Origin of the sequence: Pseudomonas violetae (genome assembly GCF_023072615.1) — a bacterium.
Classification (GTDB): Bacteria; Pseudomonadota; Gammaproteobacteria; order Pseudomonadales; family Pseudomonadaceae; genus Aquipseudomonas; species Aquipseudomonas violetae.
This window is the reverse complement of sequence record NZ_JAKNRW010000015.1, coordinates 22,450-38,932: the sequence shown is the minus strand read 5'-3', so window position 1 is coordinate 38,932 and position 16,483 is coordinate 22,450. Positions and strand designations below refer to the sequence as shown.

The window sequence follows — 16,483 nt, the reverse complement described above, 5'->3', positions numbered from 1 at the left end:
TCGCTGGCTATCTTTGTCCCCAAAAATTAGCTCAGCGCCTGCCTGAGCCACTCTGCATACATGACACGGGGATTTTGACGTGTGACATAAACTGTTTCGGGTTGTTTAGCGTCGCCATACTTGTGTAGGGGGGATGTTAAAATATCGTCTTTTTTCCATGCGAAGGACATTGATGACCGATTCCCGAAATTCCGTAGAAACCCCTAGAGCAGCCGCAATTTTGGCTCGCTTCCTGTCATCGGAATCGGCTGGAGGTCTTGTGCTAATGGGGGCAGCTTTGGCAGCGTTGATTGTTGCTAACTCGCCTCTGTCCCAGAGTTACTTTTCAGCTTTGCACAGCATCTGGTTGGGCATGTCTGTCGAGCATTGGGTGAATGATGGCCTGATGGCAATCTTCTTTCTGATGGTCGGTCTTGAGATCAAAAGAGAGGTGTTGGCAGGTGGGCTTTCCACCTGGGGTCAGCGCGCCTTACCGGGCTTTGGAGCCATCGGCGGCATGGTTGTTCCTGCGCTGATCTACGTCGCAATCAACTGGGGCAATCCTGAGACCTTGGGTGGGTGGGCGATCCCCGCCGCTACCGACATCGCATTCGCCCTGGGTGTCTTGTCGTTGCTGGGCAAGCGGGTCCCGACTTCGCTAAAGGTGTTCCTCGCTGCCTTGGCGATCATTGATGATCTGGGCGCCGTGGTCATCATCGCCTTTTTCTACACCTCTGGCCTTTCCATGCCGATGTTGCTGGCCTCGCTCGCGACCCTGGTCATTTTGATCGCAATGAATCGACTGGGCGTAAGACGGCTGTTTCCATATCTCCTGTTCGGGGGTGTTTTGTGGTTCTTCGTGCTGCAATCGGGAGTGCATGCCACGTTGGCGGGTGTCGCTGTGGCTCTGTGCATCCCCCTGGGCAAGCCTGAGGAAGAGTCCAGGTCGCCTCTGCTTTTCCTGGAAGAGAAGCTGCACATGTGGGTAGCGTTCGCTGTCGTGCCGATTTTTGGCTTCGCCAACGCGGGTGTTTCGTTGGCCGGTATTTCCATGGAGAACCTGGTCGATCCGGTTCCGCTGGGTGTGGCGCTGGGACTGTTGGTGGGCAAGCAGGTCGGTATTTTCCTACTGGCCGCGCTGGCCATCCGTCTGGGGCTGGCCAAATTGCCGGAAGGGAGTACCTGGATGCAACTGTACGGTGTAGCGCTGCTGTGCGGTATTGGTTTCACCATGAGCCTGTTCATTGGCAACCTGGCGTTTGCTGGATCAGCTCATTTGATTGATGAAGTCAAAGTCGGGGTATTGATCGGTTCGATTCTAGCTGCGGTGGGTGGCGTTCTAGTCTTACGCCGAAGCAACGTTCTCGTAGGTGCTGCAGTAGCCAGATAGCCTTGCTTGAAGGGACTACATTATTTCTGAACAGGCATTGGTCATCACTAAATGAATTAGCAGACTCATACCTAAGGAATTTTCTACCCACACCTGCGGTATGCGTCCGGGCATCGGCGCAGTGGGCAATCAGTCAAGAGGGGCGGTTCCGGCACGGCTTCTCGCGCCCCTTTGACGATCATGGAGCCTTACCTCAACTCGTCGACCTCGAACAAGCGATTGCGCAGTTCTCAATCAAACAGTAGTTAACGGAGCGCCGCACTAATCAATCGAGCGGAGAGCCCGTTTTACTTCGTAGAGCTTAGCGTGGTTCGGCTTGCCCTCGACGCGCGCAACAATCTTACCTTCGGCGTCCAGAACAAACACGAACGCTTTGGGGCTACTGCGCGGGATGCTCAAAGCGCTTTCAAGGTTCGATTCACTCACGATCCAGGTCTTATCCTGATAGCGCACTGGGATTTTCTCCTTGGCACGGCCGATCGCATCTTCCTCGCTCATGAAGAACGGCAGCTCGATCGCGAGCACGGCTATAAAGCGCACCCCGCTTTGGTCGACGTTTTTGCGTAGCGCTTCGGCCCACAAGCGGGTGTCCGTTGCCGCATCTGTGCTTGGTGTAATTATCAGTACTGTCGGCTGGCCGATCAGTTGGGCAGAGCTGACTTTCTCCCCTGTCAGCACAGTCGCTGTAAAGTCTGGAATCGGGCTGCTCGATAGCTGTGACCGAGCGTCAACCGGCGCCTGCAGCAAAAGCGCCATCACTATCGCGACGTAGGTCTTCACTTTTCACACTCCCTGGACATGGCCCAAAAAGTTCCGAAATCGATTTCTCTGAACCATCCCATGCGCCACCCCTCCTAATACTTGTGCATGCGCTGCCTTGCCGATGCCCAGAGCCCAACGGCGCACAAAGGCAATGCCCGAATCCGCAGCAGGCTGGAGAGTAGAAGTATGAGCCAGAAAGCGACTATCTATCGAATGGTCATGAAAGAACACATTTGCCCCTTCGGTTTGAAGGCACGTGATCTTTTGAGGCGAGAAGGATTTGATATCGACGATCACTGGCTGCGTACACGTGAACAGACTGACTCGTTCATGGAGGAGCAAGGCGTTGATGCAACGCCGCAGATATTCATCGACGGCACCAGGATTGGTGGCTATGACGATTTACGGCAGTATCTTGGCAAGCCACTACCTGATCCTCAGGCCGTGACCTATCAACCTGTCCTCGCAGTATTTGCAATAGCTGGGTTGATGGCACTTGCCGCAAGTTGGTCTGCTTTTGATACTTTTGTATCTGTCCAGGCCATCCAATGGTTTATCGCGTTTAGCATGTGCATGTTGGCGATGCTTAAACTTCGAGACCTTGAGAGCTTTTCGAATATGTTTCTGGGCTACGATCTGCTAGCCCGGAAAGTCGTCCGATATGCCTACGTGTATCCGTTTGCAGAGGCCATTGCAGGTATCTTGATGATTGCCGGATCGATGATATGGCTGGCGGCTCCGATAGCATTTTTTATTGGTGTCGTCGGGGCATACTCGGTTTTTCGGGCCGTGTATATCGAGAAGCGAGAGCTCAAGTGTGCGTGTGTCGGCGGTGACAGCAATGTCCCACTGGGCTTTATTTCCCTGACGGAAAATCTGATGATGGTGGGAATGGCAATCTGGATGGGGCTGTATGCCGCGTTATAGGTCAACGAACCGTTTCCGCCCAGTGTTGCCATTCAAGCATCCCGCATGACTGATGACAGGGTAATGGCCAGGCACTGGGCGATTTTGATTTTAAAGCATGGTCTTCACCCGCCTTTGCAGGGAATCACTCGTTTGACCAATTTACCTATGGACATGCCTTGGATCAGGATAGAAAACACTACGACCAAGTAGGTTAAGGAAACCACTACATCGCGAGCCTCTCCCGGTGGCAGTGACAAAGCCAGCGCCACCGAAATCCCACCGCGTAGCCCCCCCCAAGTCAGCACACTCCAAGAACCTTTTGGTAGCCGAAAACTCTGACCCAAGACTGCAATCGGGACCCCAACAGTCAGCAGACGCGACAACAGGGTCAGCACTATCACCATCAATCCCGTGGTGATCAGGGGATTGGAGAAGTGGATCAAAACGACCTCCAGGCCGATGAGCACGAACAGCACCGCGTTTAGAATCTCATCAATCAGCTCCCAGAACATGTCCACATTTTTTTCGGTTTTTTCAGACATCGCATAAGTGCGCCCCTGATTTCCCACGATCAATCCCATTACCACCATCGCCAACGGCCCCGATACGTGCAAGTTTGTAGCGAGGGCATAGCCGCCGAGCACAGCTGCCAGCGTGATGAGAACTTCTTCCTGGTAGCTGTCAATACTCTTGAGCATCCGGTACGTGATGTACCCGACCGTAGCTCCTAGAAGGGCGCCGCCGCCAGCTTCCCTCAGTAAGACCAGCGATGCACCGGTAACAGTCGGCGCCTCACCGCTCGCGATCATTGCCAGTATCAGCGAAAACAGCACCACGCTGACGCCATCGTTAAACAGCGACTCACCCGAAATCACCACTTCAACACTTCGGGGCGCACCGGCTGACTTCAGGATACCCATCACGGCAATTGGGTCAGTGGGCGATATTAGCGCGCCGAACACCAGGCAGTATGAAAGTGGTAGCTCTAGATTGGTCAGGGACAGCAATCCCCAGAGCCCAAAACCGATGATCAGCGTCGATATGGTCGTCCCAACCACGGCCAACGATGCAATTTGCCATTTATAGGAACGCAGTTCCGACAAATGGACGTGCAATGCGCCAGCGAATAGCAGCAAGGACAACATGCCCTGCATCAACAACTCGGAAAAGTCGATGGACTCAATCAATGACTGCTCAATGGTGTGCAAAGTGTGAAAGCCCAGCGCATCGGATGTCATGTTCAATAACGAAAGGCCCAAAGCAATGCCCATCACGCCGATAGCGGATGGCAAGCCCACGTACCGGCGATTGAGAAAGGCGAGGACCGCAGTGATGCAGAGGAATATTGCAATAATGTCCAGCATTGGTCAGAGAGCTCCCCTTAAAAAGACAATCCGTTCGGCGACGCATCCACGCTGCCGGAAAGCCTCCATTGATCGATTGGACTATAGAACACCCTGCCAGTGCCTCTAAATGTGGCGCAAATTTATCCGACATTCAGTGCGACTCCACCATCACAAATGATGCTCCTCCTATTTTCTGAACCTTTAGAGATAGCCCACCTGCAATAGGTATTGTGCTCAAAAAAACTCGAGCCAAAACATCAAGTTCTGCAGCCATACCTTAATACATGGTTAGCCGAGACGACTAAACGATGTGCCCATCGTGCAGGATGAAGAGGGCCGGGCTGTTGTGAGCGACCACGCATGCCTTGAGGGCGAGCGCGGTGGGCTGCACAAGCGGCTTCGGTCAGCTTTTCGAGTTCGTGCTCATGAAAGGTCCGTGTAGGTGTTCGGTGTATCGTCCCACAGGCGAAAGCCGCCAAGAAAGGCCGCCGCGTTGTTGCCCAGTCGGCTGTGCGACGGGAGTTTTTTCAGGCGGTCGGCCTGTCCTCCGCCGATGACAATCTCGTCGGGTAACAATGCCGCGCTGAAACCCTCGACGACAGCCCGCACCTTCCGGCGCCACTTCTTCCTGCCCAAACGCTTGTAGCCGCGTTTGCCGAGCAGGTCTTCGTAATCGTGCCGCTTGCTACGTCGCAGGTGACCGAGTTCCATCGCCACGATCTTGCCTTCGACAATCAGCGCGGACCCCAGGCCGGTACCCAGGCCCAGAAATAGCATCTTGCCGCCCCGGTAGCTCCCCAGGGCCTGCATCGCCGCGTCATTGACGATTCGCACCGGTCGACCAAACGCCGTCTCGAAGTCGAAGCCGATCCAGCCGGGTGCCAGATGATGGGGCTCTCGTGCTGGGGTGCCCTGATTGACGACGCCGGGGTAACCGATCGAAACCACATCGAAGCGCCAGTCGGCGACAATTTCGAGCACCCCGTCAACCATCTGCTGCGGTGTGAGCGCAGGTCCGGATTTGAACTTGCGCCGGGTCCTCTCGCCGCTGAGCAGGCATTTGACGTGCGAACCGCCGACGTCTATGACCAAAATCTTCGACTGCGCTTTCTTTCGTGAAGTGCTCATGGCGTGGCTTTTGCGGTCGCTGGTCGCTCGCCTTTGCGGTCCGGTTCATTGATCTGATCCGGCGCCAGCGAAAGTAGTCGTGCGGTGTTGACCAGAGCCATGTGGCTGAGAGCCTGTGGGAAGTTGCCTTGCATGTGCCCGCTCCGGGGGTCGTATTCCTCGGCCAGCAGGCCGACGTCGTTGCGCAACGCCAGTAGACGCTCGAACAGCGCTTCGGCCTCGGCGCGCCGACCGGTCACTGTGAGGCAGTCGGCCAACCAAAAACTACACGGCAGAAAGACACCTTCGCCAGGTGGAAGGCCGTCGACGGACGTCGCGGTATCGACTCGGTAGCGCAGCACCAGGCCGTCGACGATCAGTTCGCGCTCGATCGCGGCAATCGTGGTCCTCACACGCGGATCATCTGCGGGTAGAAAACCCACCAAGGGAATCAGCAGCAGGCTGGCATCGAGCGCCGTGCTGCCGTAATACTGGGTGAAGCATTTGCGCTTCACATCGAAGCCTGCTTCGCAGACCTGTGCGTGGATCTGGTCACGGGTGCGACGCCAGGCCTCCACCGGGCCTTCCAGGCCATAGCGTTCGACGGCCTTGACCCCGCGGTCGAAGGCCACCCAGGCCATCACCTTGGAGTGGGTGAAGTGCCGTCGCGGTCCACGGACTTCCCAGATGCCCTCATCCGGCTCTTGCCAATGGCTGCCCAAAAAGTCCAGCAAGGCACGCTGGATGCGCCAGGCATGAGGCTGAAGTTCCTGCCCGGCCGCGCGCGCCAAATGCAGGGTGTCCATTACCTCACCGTAGACGTCGAGCTGGAACTGTTGGGCCGCTGCATTGCCGATGCGCACCGGCGCGGCCTGCAGATAGCCGGGCAACCAAGGTATTTCTCGCTCTTCCAGTCGGCGCTCGCCGGTCACACTGTACAGAATCTGCATGTCGGCTGGGCTGCCTGCCACAGCGCGCAAAAGCCAGCCGCACCAAGCTTGCGCCTCTTCGGTATAGCCGGCTAACAGCAAGGCGTTCAGTGTGAAGGTCGAGTCGCGTAGCCAGCAATAGCGATAGTCCCAGTTGCGCACACCGCCAGGGTGCTCCGGCAGTGAGGTGGTTGGCGCTGCAACGATGCCACCTGTGGGCTGGTAGATGAGCGCTTTGAGCGTAAGCAAGGAGCGCAGCACAGCGTCTTGCCAACGGCATTCGAAGCGGCAGCGTCGTGACCAGCCCTGCCAGTGACGCTCGGTCTGCACAAGGGTGCTTTCGGCGTCGATGGCCCCTTGGTCCGGCTCATGGGATGGTCGGTAGTTGAGCACGAAAGGCACACGTTCACCTGCACCGACCTCGAAGTCGGCCCGGGTGGTCATCTGTTCGCCGTGTGTGTGCACGGGTGTATGCAACTCGATCGTATCTGGTCCGGCAGTCGCGAACAGCGTGCCGTCGCGCCGGCTCACCCACGGGACGATTGAGCCGTAGTCGAAACGGATGATGAGTTCCATACTCATGGCCACGCGCCCCCGCAGGCCCACGACGATGCGCAACACATCCCAGCGTTTGTTTGACAGCGGCATGCAGTCGATCACGCGCACCGCACCGGATGCTGTCTCGTAGTCTGTTTCCAGAATCAGGGTGCCTTCGCGGTAGCGGCGACTTACCGTGGTGGACTCCTCGCGCGGTGCGATCAACCAGCGCCCGTTCTCTGCACCACCCAATAGGGCCGCGAAGCAGGCGCCTGAGTCGAAACAAGGGAAGCAAAGCCAATCAATAGAGCCATCGCGGCCCACCAGCCCGGCGGTGTGGCCGTCACCGATCATGGCGTATTCCTCAATAGGCAGGGGCACTGTCAGTTCGCCTTTTCGGGATTGTGCCAGCCACCATCGACCGCCATGAAAAGGGCCGCGGCGGGCGGGCCCCATGAGCCTGCGGCATAGACCTGAACCGGGGGCGGATCGAGCAGCACGGGTTCGAGTACGGCCCACGAGGTTTCGATGGTGTCTTCGTGCGCAAACAGCGAGCCGTCCCCGTCTATTGCATCGCTCAGCAGCCGTTCGTAGGGAGACTGATCGCCAGGTTCTTGTTCGAGCAGCGAGAACTCGCGCTGTTCGCCGACAAACGCCTTGCCGGCCCGTTTGACGCGGGCGGCGAGTGCAATTGTCGAGTGCGGTGACAAATGAAAGCGTAAATAATTGGCACCCTCGCTCACTCCAGCGTCGCCAAAAAGGTTCTGCGGTGGCGGCTTGAAGCGCACTACCACTTCGCAGGCGGTGGCCGGCAGGCACTTACCTGAGCGCAGGTACCAGGGCACGCCACCCCAGCGCCAGGAATCGATATGGAGGCGCAACGCGCAGAAGGTTTCGACATCGGAGTCGTTCGCGACCTGCGGCTCGTCGCGGTAGCCCAAGTATTGTCCGCGCAGGATGTCGTCGACGCCCAGCGGGCGCATCGCGGCGAAGACATCGGCCTTGTTGCGGTGCACGGCCTCGAAATGGCGGCTCGCCGGCGGTTCCATCGCCAGTAGCGCGACAATCTGGAAAAGATGGTTTTGTATCACATCACGCAGGCAGCCCGCGCTTTCGTAGAATGCCCCACGGCCCTCAACGCCAAACTGCTCGGCGAGCGTTATTTGCACGCTTGCGATGTGGTTACGATTCCAGATCGGTTCAAGAAAGGAATTGGCGAAGCGAAAGTACAGAATGTTCATGATCGCTTCCTTGCCCAGGAAGTGATCGATGCGAAAGATGGCGTCTTCGGGAAAGGCTTCCAGTGCAACCCGGTTGAGTTCGCGTGCCGAAGCCAGGTCGCGGCCGAACGGCTTTTCGACGATGACTCGCCCGCCGTCGGCCAGGCCGGCGACCTTGAGCGCGCGGATGACCGTGGGGAAAAGACTCGGTGGAATCGCAAGGTAGAACGCTGGGCGCTGCGCGCCGTTCAGGGCGAGTCGCAGCGCATCGAAGGTGGCTGTGTCCTGATAGTTGCCGCTGACGTATTGCAGCGTCGACAAGAGACGGTCCAATGCATGCGGGTCGACTTTCCGGTCTGAGAGATTGATGCTTTCGCGGGCTCGCGTGCGCAGTTGTTCGACACTCCACGTTGAGGAAGCCACGCCGATCACCGGCAACTTCAGCGCACCACGTTCGGACATTGCATACAGCGCAGAAAAAATTTGCTTGTGAGCAAGATCTCCGGTGGCCCCAAACACCACCAATGCATCGGCGGGTTCTTTATGGGAATGGGTGACGTTAATATTCATGTCATGCCCCTCTGGCGCCCATGCGATCAAGGCTTAATAGGCCGAGCTGCATCTTCATGCTCCTGATTATCGTTGCACGATGGGCCTGTGCTGCGGCAATCATTGCCTTGGTGACGGCGCATTGGTCACGCACATCATCCAGCGACCATCCTGAACCCGGGTGAATCTCAACCCGGTTGAGTTCGTTGTGCCAGCAATAGTTCAAATGGAACGAGAGCACTGCACAGTGTCGACGTGCGCTTGGCATCCTGTGTAGCAGCCCGGCGCTGAACCGGGATTGGCAGGGGGGTGAGGTCGCCAACTTCAGTGAATAGTCTTAACCCTGCGACTTTCACCAATTCTGATTCGATCCAGCGCGCGGTTGAGCGAGTCCAATGCGTCAAGCAGGGCTTTCGCTTCGGCCTCTCTGCCATCTCCCCAAAGGCGCTCAACCATTCTATTCAAGGCTTGGATCGATCTTTCGATGTCGGCAGCAGTGACTGCTGTCGTGTCTGTCTGTTGCTTCTTTGACATTTTGAGAGCCTCTGCAGCGCTTGAAGTACAACGCCTGCGATTTGGCGGTTTTCGGCACACATCTCGGCACGATAGGCAGGGTTGAGCGGTTACAAAAGCGACCGACCATTTTTTTCGGGGCCTGCCTTCAGGAATGAATCGGCAACGCCAACCCGAAAATCACAAAAAACCCACCACACACCTTATTGAACCGCCGCCCGGTCCGAGCCAACCAAGGCCTCACCCGATGTGCTGCGCTGGCGACCATAAACTCAACAACAAACTCCACCACTGCATACGTCAGCGCAATAGCCACCGTCTGCGCGACGATGCTCCTGTGCGGATCCAGGAAGGGTGGAATAAATGCGGTAAACAGCAGCAACGCCTTTGGGTTTGACAGGGCCGACACCAGTCCTTGGCGAAACAGCGACCAACGCCGCAAGCTTGTCGTGCCAGTCGACTCAAGACTGACAGGCGCAGACCGCCACAGCCCCCACCCCAGCCAGATCAAATACAGCCCGCCGACAACCTTCAATGCTGTGAACCAGGTGGCCGACGCCTGGATCAATGCGCCCAACCCCAAAGCGCAAAGCGAAAGCACGACGGAAAAGCCGAGAACGCCGCCCGTGATAGTGAACAGCGTTTTGCGGCTCCCGTGGAGAGCTCCATGGGTGAGTACCAATAGCGCATTAGGTCCTGGCACTACCGCTATGCCACAGCAGGTTATCAGATAGAGCAACCAGGTCTCGAATGGCATGATCAGACTCGCTATGTATTGATTCAGGCCAGGATCTTGCGGGTGAACTACTGTCATGGAAAGCGCATAATTCAGGCCTTAGTCATTCGATTACCGAATAGAGGAACAGCGATGCCTGCCAGTGATTTGCAGATCGATTGGCTCAAGTGCTTCGTGGCTGTGGTGGATGCAGGTTCGCTGTCCGGCGCAGCCCATGAGGTCAACCGATCGCAGTCCGCCGTCAGCATGCAGATGAAGAAACTCGAGGCTGCGCTTGGACGGCAGTTGTTGAGTCGTGGCCCAAGGCACCTTCAACTGACCGACGATGGCCAGACGCTGCTGAGCTACGCGCGTCGCATGCTCGCACTTCACGCCGAGACCCAAGCGGCTTTTCACGGGGAAGAGTTGACCGGACGAATCCGCCTTGGGGTCGCGGAGGACTACGCAGCCAGGTATCTGACGCCGGTTCTGAAGCGCTTTTCGCCGCGCTACGCAGGGGTGGAAATAGAACTGACCTGTGAACAGTCGACCACGCTTATCCCGCGCGTTCGAAGTGGCGACCTTGATCTGGCGCTGGTGTCCAGGGACTCGGCGCAAAGCGGCACGTTTCTGTTCAAAGAGCCCATGGTTTGGGTGGGCTCACCGCAGTTCGAACTCTGGAGGCGCGACCCGGTTCCGATCGCAGTCTACGAAAGTGCAAGCCTGGCTCGGCTTTATGCCGTGAATTCTCTGACCCAACGGGGACGCCAATTCAAGGTGGTCTACAACAGCTCCAGCCTTGCGGGCCAGGTCGCCGCTGTTGAGGGGGGGCTCGCTATTGCCGCGATCACTCAGTGCACCGTACAGCCATCACTTCAGGTCTTGAGTAGCGAGCACGGCTTGGGAAGTATTGAGCCTATGCAAGTGTCGATTCTACGCAGCCGTGCCTCGCGGAGTTCTAAAGCGGTTAATAGCCTTCATGCTTTCATCATTAGCGCGCTGAGGCTTCAGGTTTAGTTGTCCGGTTCTGGTAGCCAGGGTTCCTATGCTCTGAACGACAGCATCGGGTCGGCCGCTCAGGCCAACCCGCTCATGGACTCTGCAGTATCACGCTGTCCGTGTCCCTGTACTGGTTCCAGACGGCACAGGCATCGCCGCTCCGGCACTTGCCATTTCCCACGCATCGCAAGGCTCGTCCAGGTCACGGTTCAGCGTTTCCGGAGTCTTGAACGTGGTGTACAAAGTGATCAACGTAAGCAAAGCCAGATAGCATGCAATCGGCAGCCGGGCCCCAACTCCGGCGCTGGCGTCGCCGTCGTGACTCGCCACGACCAGGGCGATGATGCCGGCACCGATCATTGGCGCAATGCCTCCAGCAATCACTGCCGAGGCTTCCCGGGCGATCGACACGCCCATGTATCGGTGGCGCGAGCCGAACAGCTCAGGCAACAACGCCGCCTGTGTGCCGAACATGCCCCAGGTACCAATGGGGGAGAGGCAGTGGGCTGTGCCGCAGCAGGTTGCGCGGCCGGTCTGGCGCGTGGTGCTGCAGCGACCTCGATCCACTGGCAACGGAGTGTTTGGTTGGCAATCAGCTTGGGAGGTGGATCACACTTGCAGTTGCAAAGGTCGCCGTCGAGGGCGGCTTCGTGTCCACCCAAGTCGTGACCCAGACGCGGGCCTGCCAGGACAATCTTGCGGATGCTGTCGCATTCCGGGCACTCAACAGCATCGCCTTCGCGGGCCAATAAATGACCATTGATATCGCCGTATTCCCAGCCTGTGCGTACCGTGCCGTTGACGGTGGTCTTGGCTCCAACGGTGATGAAATAGCGCCGCATGCCTGGTCGGTCCTTGTTTTATTTCAGGGACAGGAACGCTAAGCGAGGGACTTACAGAAGGAATATCAGACGTTTCGTTGTTTTGCGTAGAGCGCTTCCTAGACGGCTAGTCTGGGCCCGAAGGACCTATCCGTTTGCGCGGCTATTTGTCATATGAACTTGCATAAATGCGGTCCCAAAAAGGGACCGCAGAGCAATCACAGGCTTCTATCGTAACCAGAACCTATTCACGCGGATCAATCTGATCCAGCATTCGATTCGCCGTAATTTCCGCCAGCATGATGCTGTTGGAAATGCCCAGCAGAGGGTGGCGAGATCAACCCTTCAGTTGGTCCACCAATTGGTGAACCATGACATCCACCGAGGCCAGTGTCTCGACTAGATAAACCGCCAAAAGCCTTTTTGCGGATGTTTAATTTGCGAGTGAGCACGTCTTCGTTTGTACTGCCCTTGGCTGCGCGTCGGTGCAGCCGGAATCATCTCGATGCCTTAACATCTGCTGTGGCGCGGTTGGCTCATCAGTCGTCGCCGCCAGATTTTTCCAGACATCTAATTCAAGGAGATAACGATCAAGGCTCTATCCATTGTGCGGCCCAGTGGCGGTCGAATCGCTTCGGGAGAGAAAACCCTCGAAGTTCGTCGTTGGTATCCGGATTTGGATCCTTGCGAAGATCTCCTGATAGTCGAAAACGGACGATTTCTCCATAAAGAGGGTGACGAAGACGCTGACGGTATAGCCGTCGCGATTGTGCGTGTAAAAGCTGTACGCCCATTCGTCCTGGCTGACATGCAAGCGGCCTGTGCAAGTTATTTCGAGGACGGCTGGCTGGCGTGGGAGCTGAGTGAATTAATACCAGTCACACACCCTGCGACCGTCCGCGCGGCACGGGGTATCTACGAGGTAGACTTCCTGCTCCCCGAGACGATTTACCAATTGAAATAGGTGATCAGCTATACGTAGCAGACGTGCTCAACTGCGCGCCTTTCGCAAGCTCAATGGCCGCGATAATAGCGGCCCGAGCTTGGGGGCTATTCTTCCAGCAAGTCGATCCCGTGGCCGCCGATGCATGAGCCAGGATGTCACAAACATTCGCTTCGCTGAGCGCAGCCAGCGAGTCAATGCCCATCTGCTCAAGTCGACCAATAACGGCCGGCCCCACGCCCTTCAGGGCCAACAAAGCATTGTATTCCGTCAGTGGAAATGGCATCCGTAAACTCCTGTTATCGGCCAATGAGGAAGTCGGAGTTTGCCCGACAAGAGAGGTCATCTCAATAGATGGAATCCTTGGCTCTAAGCGTAAGCACCAAAGGTCGGTTCAGCAGGCGGAAAACCGGCGCCAACCCTGTATGCGAGTTAGCTTGAGTAACTGCTGGCGCAGCGACACGGGGACGTTAGAGATCAGGGGAGAGCGCGCAAGCTGAAGTATGCTGGTGTTGCTAATGAGGGTCGATTAAGGCATTGGTTAAATTGACCTAGGTGTAAGCGTTCAACGAAACAGTCAGCGCGCCAGAGCGGGGGCTGCGAGAGGCTGTCTATCGAATCTGCACGTGCTCACTTCGCCAGCTGTTTTCGAATCGTTTTCAGCTCCTGCCGCCGCGCTGCGCTGACCGCCGGGTAACTCAACTTCAGACCTTCCAATGCATCGAGCACGATTTGCGACACGATCAGTCGCGCATTGTGTTTGTCGTCGGCCGGCACGATGAACCAGGGCGAGTCCGCCGTACTGGTCGCGGCCAGGGCATGGCCATAGGCTTGCATGTAGGCGTCCCAGTACTCGCGCTCGGCGATGTCGGCCGTGCTGAACTTCCAATTCTTGTCGGGCTCATCAATGCGCGCCAGCAGGCGCTTGCGTTGCTCCTCCTTCGACAGGTGCAGGAACACTTTGACGATGCGCGTGCCGTTGGCGTGCAAATGCCTTTCCAGATCGACTATCGATCGATAACGACCGTGCCACACTGATTCGTCGGGAGCCGGATCGGGAAGGCGCTCGCTGTGCAGCAGGCTTTTGTGCACGCGCACGATCAGCACCTCTTCGTAATACGAGCGGTTGAAGATGCCGATGCGCCCTCGCTCAGGCAGGTCGCGGGTGGTGCGCCAGAGGAAGTCGTGTTTCAGTTCCCGCGCACTCGGATGCTGAAAGCTGAATACCTGGCAGCCTTGCGGGTTGACACCCGACATTACGTGGCGGATGGCGCCGTCCTTGCCTGCAGTGTCCATCGCCTGAAACACCAGCAGCAAAGCATGGCGGTTAGACGCATAGAGCATGCGTTGCTGGTCACTTAAGCGATCGACGTGGCCTTGCAGCGCTTTGTGGTACTTCTTCTTCGACTTGCACAGCGGTTTGACGTTGGTAGGCCAAAGGCCGAGGTCGACTGCGTCGCCTTCACGGAGTTTGTATGCATTGGCGTCGATTTTCATGTGGTTTCCTTTTTAGTCGCCGGCGCCACTGTGCCCAGGCGCTGCTTGGTACAAGGGCTCAGCTTGCGTGTGCGGGCATGGACTGGCGCTGAGCGTCCGATTAAGCGCCTGATAGAAATGGGCGAGATCAGCACTTTGCGTTCTGACAATCAACTCCCCGTGTCGACGATGAGGGAAGCGGGTAGCCCTGGCGTGATCGTCGAAGTAAATATCTTTAGCCTGGCCAATGTCGCTGTTGGCGGTACTGATAACGCATTTCTCGATGTCTTTCTGGCTGTGCAACATGGTGCGTCTTCCTTTCGGGATGGCGACCACTGTGCATCGACAGGATGCGTTGGTGAGTCGTGGGTGGCAGGGGCGTCAGCGGGGGTGAGGTGACAGCCGCTGGCGGTGATGGGCGCGATGAGTTGGACATACAACCAATGTGCTGGCCCACAGGGGCTGACGTCTGTTCGTTGGCGCACACACCGTGCTTGCGTCAAGGCAGACCCCTGTGCAAGTTCGTGCGTCCCGGCACGGTCTCTGTGTGGCAGCGAACAGACTCAAGCAGGTAGCGTGAACAGAGTTTGGCCATGCTCAGCGGTGCCGATACCCAATGCGCGTCCCGCTTAGGTGCTGGGTTAATCGGCGTCTAGCGGCGCAGCGGATCGCTCTCGCCGAAATGCAAAAAGGAAAAAGGAAAACCGGCATGAAAGCATCGAACACGCTTGCACTGCTTGTGTCGGTCGGCGCCTGAGCACAGCTGTCGGACTGCCGGATTCCCAACTTCACGGCGACCGCGCTAAAGCCCGTCAAGGGTCTGGCAGGCCACCTCTTACTGCGCGGCCGGTTTCTTAGCTGCCTTCGTCGTCAGCAGAATGCTGATGCCGATGGCTGCGGCCAGCAATGAACCGATCAGAATGGCCAGTTGCGCTTCGCGCTCGAAATGGCTGTCATGAAACGCCAGGCTACTGATGAACAGCGCCATGGTGAAGCCGATACCGGCCAGGAAGGCGGTGCCAATAAGCTGCCGCCAGGTCGAGCCTTCGGGCAGTTCGGCCAGTCCAGTCTTCACTGCCAGCCAGCTGGCCAGGCTGATGCCGACCGATTTGCCGAGCACCAGTCCGACCATGATGCCCAGTGGCACAGCGGTTGGTAGCGTGCGCAACACCGTGGCGTCGATTGCGACCCCGGCATTAAACAAACCAAAAATCGGCAGGATGCCGTAGGTGACCCACGGCTGCACCACGTGCTCGAAACGCTGCAGCGGTGCGGTGGCCGCATTGAGGCTGCTGTCGAGCGCGCCGATGATGGCGACACGATCGGGATGCAGTTCGTCGGAGTCTTTATCGAGGGCCTGGGCTTCGATATTGTCGGCGCCACGGTGGATTACCTTTGGTAATGCGCTCGGCAGGATTTTCACCCGCGCCGGCACAAACAACGCCGTCAGCACACCGGCCAGCGTCGCGTGCAGACCGGACATGAAAAACCCGGCCCACAAACCCAGCCCGAGCAGCAGGTAGATCGAGCCCCGACGGGCCCCGAAGCGGTTGGCCACCCACAGCGCGAGCAGCACGGCAACGATCACGATGATGCCGCGCCAATCGATCGACGCAGTGTAGAAAATCGCAATGACCAACAGTGCGCCGAGGTCGTCGACGATGGCTAATGCGACCAGAAAAACCTTCAGGGGTTCGGGGATACGCGAGCCCAGCACGGCCAACGCACCGAGGGCAAAGGCAATGTCGGTGGCCATCGGAATGCCCCAGCCCTTGGCGCCTGCACCCTCGAAATTGAACCCGGCATAGATCAGCGCCGGCAGTATCATGCCGCCCACGGCGGCCACGATTGGCAACATGGCCTTTCGGCGTTCGGCCAACTCACCGACGAGGAGCTCGCGTTTGATTTCAAGTCCGACGCTGAAGAAGAAGATCGCCATCAGTCCGTCGTTGACCCAATGCTGCAGGTCCAGGCGCAACACCTGATTGCCGAGGGCAATGCTCAGCGGAACGTGCAGTAACTGCTCGTAGGTTGATGCCCACGGCGAGTTGGCCCACGCCAGTGCCAGGATGGCGCAGCCCAGCAGGACCAAGCCTCCGGATGCTTGCCGTTGTGCGAACAGCTGAAACGGCCGCACCACAAGGTCGCCCGCGCGCTCGGCGCTCGTCCGTTCACGCAGTTCCTCGTCCCGAACCAAGCTGTCCGGCTTCATGGTCGCAAGGGCAGATGCAAGCTGCCTGTTAACCGACAGTGCGGGGTTGCTGGCGGCAAATTAGCGTGTGTGGTGT

The 16,483-nt window shown here is 57.7% G+C and carries 16 protein-coding genes and 2 pseudogenes; 4 read left to right on the top strand and 14 right to left on the bottom strand.

Going from position 1 to position 16,483, the window contains the following annotated elements; translation table 11 throughout:
- Positions 1-172: 172 nt before the first annotated feature.
- Positions 173-1,369, top strand: a complete 1,197-nt coding sequence (gene nhaA / locus L9059_RS17780) for a Na+/H+ antiporter NhaA (protein WP_247292329.1) — start codon at positions 173-175, stop codon at positions 1,367-1,369.
- 261 nt (positions 1,370-1,630) lie between these two features.
- Here the strand turns inward: nhaA (L9059_RS17780) and L9059_RS17775 are convergent, their stop codons facing one another.
- Positions 1,631-2,149, bottom strand: coding sequence for a peroxiredoxin family protein (locus L9059_RS17775; RefSeq protein WP_247292269.1), 519 nt, complete (start codon positions 2,147-2,149; stop codon positions 1,631-1,633).
- A 168-nt stretch (positions 2,150-2,317) separates the two neighbouring features.
- Between L9059_RS17775 and L9059_RS17770 the strand changes: the two genes are divergently transcribed.
- A complete protein-coding gene (locus tag L9059_RS17770) occupies positions 2,318-3,058 on the top strand; it encodes a glutaredoxin (RefSeq protein WP_247292268.1) in 741 nt (246 codons plus the stop codon).
- 104 nt (positions 3,059-3,162) lie between these two features.
- Here L9059_RS17770 and L9059_RS17765 read toward each other — a convergent pair whose 3' ends face one another.
- The 6 genes from L9059_RS17765 to L9059_RS17740 all read right to left on the bottom strand — a co-directional run bounded on the left by L9059_RS17765 (position 3,163) and on the right by L9059_RS17740 (position 9,998).
- Complete coding sequence (locus L9059_RS17765) at positions 3,163-4,404, bottom strand: cation:proton antiporter (protein WP_247292267.1); 1,242 nt, start codon at positions 4,402-4,404, stop codon at positions 3,163-3,165.
- Positions 4,405-4,809: 405 nt separating this feature from the next.
- Complete coding sequence (locus tag L9059_RS17760) at positions 4,810-5,514, bottom strand: ROK family protein (protein ID WP_247292266.1); 705 nt, start codon at positions 5,512-5,514, stop codon at positions 4,810-4,812.
- Positions 5,511-7,340, bottom strand: a complete 1,830-nt coding sequence (locus L9059_RS17755) for a glycoside hydrolase family 15 protein (RefSeq protein WP_247292265.1) — start codon at positions 7,338-7,340, stop codon at positions 5,511-5,513. The genes L9059_RS17760 and L9059_RS17755 overlap by 4 nt, the downstream gene beginning before the upstream one ends.
- 2 nt (positions 7,341-7,342) lie before the next feature.
- Positions 7,343-8,749, bottom strand: coding sequence for a glucose-6-phosphate dehydrogenase (zwf, locus tag L9059_RS17750; protein WP_247292264.1), 1,407 nt, complete (start codon positions 8,747-8,749; stop codon positions 7,343-7,345).
- 303 nt (positions 8,750-9,052) lie between these two features.
- Positions 9,053-9,262, bottom strand: a complete 210-nt coding sequence (locus tag L9059_RS17745; protein ID WP_247292263.1) for a hypothetical protein — start codon at positions 9,260-9,262, stop codon at positions 9,053-9,055.
- A gap of 127 nt (positions 9,263-9,389) precedes the next feature.
- A complete protein-coding gene (locus L9059_RS17740) occupies positions 9,390-9,998 on the bottom strand; it encodes a LysE family translocator (protein ID WP_247292262.1) in 609 nt (202 codons plus the stop codon).
- Between the two features lie 111 nt (positions 9,999-10,109).
- On the opposite strand from L9059_RS17740, the gene L9059_RS17735 reads away from it, so the two are divergent.
- Entirely contained in the window at positions 10,110-10,973 is an 864-nt protein-coding gene (locus L9059_RS17735; RefSeq protein WP_247292261.1) for a LysR family transcriptional regulator, read from the top strand.
- A 90-nt stretch (positions 10,974-11,063) separates the two neighbouring features.
- On the opposite strand, the pseudogene L9059_RS17730 reads toward L9059_RS17735, so the two are convergent.
- The 3 genes and pseudogenes from L9059_RS17730 to L9059_RS31025 form a co-directional block, all read right to left on the bottom strand.
- Positions 11,064-11,444: pseudogene (locus tag L9059_RS17730) on the bottom strand (MFS transporter); the annotation flags it as partial.
- Entirely contained in the window at positions 11,336-11,797 is a 462-nt protein-coding gene (locus L9059_RS17725) for a PAAR domain-containing protein (protein WP_247292260.1), read from the bottom strand. The pseudogene L9059_RS17730 and the gene L9059_RS17725, both read right to left, overlap by 109 nt.
- A gap of 223 nt (positions 11,798-12,020) precedes the next feature.
- Positions 12,021-12,191: pseudogene (locus L9059_RS31025) on the bottom strand (DUF6124 family protein); the annotation flags it as partial.
- A gap of 192 nt (positions 12,192-12,383) precedes the next feature.
- Here L9059_RS31025 and L9059_RS17720 point away from each other — a divergent pair.
- Positions 12,384-12,740: an ASCH domain-containing protein gene (locus L9059_RS17720; RefSeq protein ID WP_247292259.1), complete on the top strand. Its 357-nt coding sequence runs from the start codon at positions 12,384-12,386 to the stop codon at positions 12,738-12,740.
- A 4-nt stretch (positions 12,741-12,744) separates the two neighbouring features.
- Here L9059_RS17720 and L9059_RS17715 read toward each other — a convergent pair whose 3' ends face one another.
- The 4 genes from L9059_RS17715 to nhaA (L9059_RS17700) all read right to left on the bottom strand — a co-directional run bounded on the left by L9059_RS17715 (position 12,745) and on the right by nhaA (L9059_RS17700) (position 16,392).
- Positions 12,745-13,005, bottom strand: a complete 261-nt coding sequence (locus L9059_RS17715) for a helix-hairpin-helix domain-containing protein (protein ID WP_247292258.1) — start codon at positions 13,003-13,005, stop codon at positions 12,745-12,747.
- 344 nt (positions 13,006-13,349) lie between these two features.
- Entirely contained in the window at positions 13,350-14,216 is an 867-nt protein-coding gene (locus L9059_RS17710) for an ADP-polyphosphate phosphotransferase (protein WP_247292257.1), read from the bottom strand.
- A 12-nt stretch (positions 14,217-14,228) separates the two neighbouring features.
- Positions 14,229-14,501, bottom strand: coding sequence for a hypothetical protein (locus tag L9059_RS17705; protein ID WP_247292256.1), 273 nt, complete (start codon positions 14,499-14,501; stop codon positions 14,229-14,231).
- A 529-nt stretch (positions 14,502-15,030) separates the two neighbouring features.
- Positions 15,031-16,392: a Na+/H+ antiporter NhaA gene (gene nhaA / locus L9059_RS17700; RefSeq protein ID WP_247292255.1), complete on the bottom strand. Its 1,362-nt coding sequence runs from the start codon at positions 16,390-16,392 to the stop codon at positions 15,031-15,033.
- Positions 16,393-16,483 lie beyond the last annotated feature (91 nt).

Excerpts from the sequence above, each read along its gene's own strand:
- nhaA (WP_247292329.1), top strand. The coding sequence starts at position 173 with ATGACCGATTCCCGAAATTCCGTAGAAACCCCTAGAGCAGCCGCAATT.
- L9059_RS17770 (WP_247292268.1), top strand. The coding sequence starts at position 2,318 with ATGAGCCAGAAAGCGACTATCTATCGAATGGTCATGAAAGAACACATT.
- L9059_RS17765 (WP_247292267.1), bottom strand. The coding sequence starts at position 4,404 with ATGCTGGACATTATTGCAATATTCCTCTGCATCACTGCGGTCCTCGCC.
- L9059_RS17760 (WP_247292266.1), bottom strand. The coding sequence starts at position 5,514 with ATGAGCACTTCACGAAAGAAAGCGCAGTCGAAGATTTTGGTCATAGAC.
- zwf (WP_247292264.1), bottom strand. The coding sequence starts at position 8,749 with ATGAATATTAACGTCACCCATTCCCATAAAGAACCCGCCGATGCATTG.
- L9059_RS17745 (WP_247292263.1), bottom strand. The coding sequence starts at position 9,262 with ATGTCAAAGAAGCAACAGACAGACACGACAGCAGTCACTGCTGCCGAC.
- L9059_RS17740 (WP_247292262.1), bottom strand. The coding sequence starts at position 9,998 with ATGCCATTCGAGACCTGGTTGCTCTATCTGATAACCTGCTGTGGCATA.
- L9059_RS17735 (WP_247292261.1), top strand. The coding sequence starts at position 10,110 with ATGCCTGCCAGTGATTTGCAGATCGATTGGCTCAAGTGCTTCGTGGCT.
- L9059_RS17725 (WP_247292260.1), bottom strand. The coding sequence starts at position 11,797 with ATGCGGCGCTATTTCATCACCGTTGGAGCCAAGACCACCGTCAACGGC.
- L9059_RS17715 (WP_247292258.1), bottom strand. The coding sequence starts at position 13,005 with ATGCCATTTCCACTGACGGAATACAATGCTTTGTTGGCCCTGAAGGGC.
- L9059_RS17710 (WP_247292257.1), bottom strand. The coding sequence starts at position 14,216 with ATGAAAATCGACGCCAATGCATACAAACTCCGTGAAGGCGACGCAGTC.
- L9059_RS17705 (WP_247292256.1), bottom strand. The coding sequence starts at position 14,501 with ATGTTGCACAGCCAGAAAGACATCGAGAAATGCGTTATCAGTACCGCC.